This window comes from Alcanivorax sp. HI0044, from assembly GCF_001634945.1.
The window spans coordinates 1-663 of record NZ_LWEZ01001990.1 but is presented as its reverse complement, the minus strand read 5'-3'; the positions used below and the strand labels follow the sequence as shown (position 1 = coordinate 663).

General features: G+C 59.9%; 1 protein-coding gene. It reads left to right on the top strand.

From position 1 onward, the window contains the following. A partial coding sequence (locus A3730_RS29315) for an MMPL family transporter (protein ID WP_156501454.1) occupies positions 1–663 on the top strand: 663 nt, incomplete at both ends.

Here is a 663-nt window from a genome sequence, read left to right as displayed (position 1 = left end):
ATTGGTCAGTGACGACGGCAACACCACCGCCCTATTGGTGAGCTTCGAACGCGACCAGAAATATTACGACCTGCTCTACAAACGCAACGACCTGCGCGACCAGCAACGCAACGGCGAACTGAACGAACAAGGCCAGCAAGCACTGGAAGCTGCCACTCGCGCCTTCAGTGACTACAGCAGCCAGATCCAGCAACGCACCGCCGGGGAAATCGACCAGGTGCGTGAGATCATGGACCGCTATCGGGACGACGCCAACCTGTTCCTGGGCGGCGTGCCGATGATCACCACCGACCTGGTGCGCTTTATCCGCTCGGACCTGAAAGTGTTCGGCGTCGGCGTGCTGGTCTTCCTGATCCTCACCCTGTTCCTGATTTTCCGCCGCCCTCGCTGGGTGATCGTGCCGCTGGCCTGCTGTGGTGTCACCGTCCTGACAGTCACCGGCTGGCTGGGCTGGATGGACTGGAAGGTGTCCGTGATCAGCAGCAACTATATTTCCCTGCTGCTGATCATCACCATGTCTATCACCATTCACCTCACCGTGCGCTTTCGCGAGCTGCACGAAGAGAACCCGGACGCCAGCCAGAAATGGCTGATCCGCGAGACCGCCGCCCACATGATGCGCCCCAGCATCTACATGATCCTCACCACCATGGTGGGCTTCTC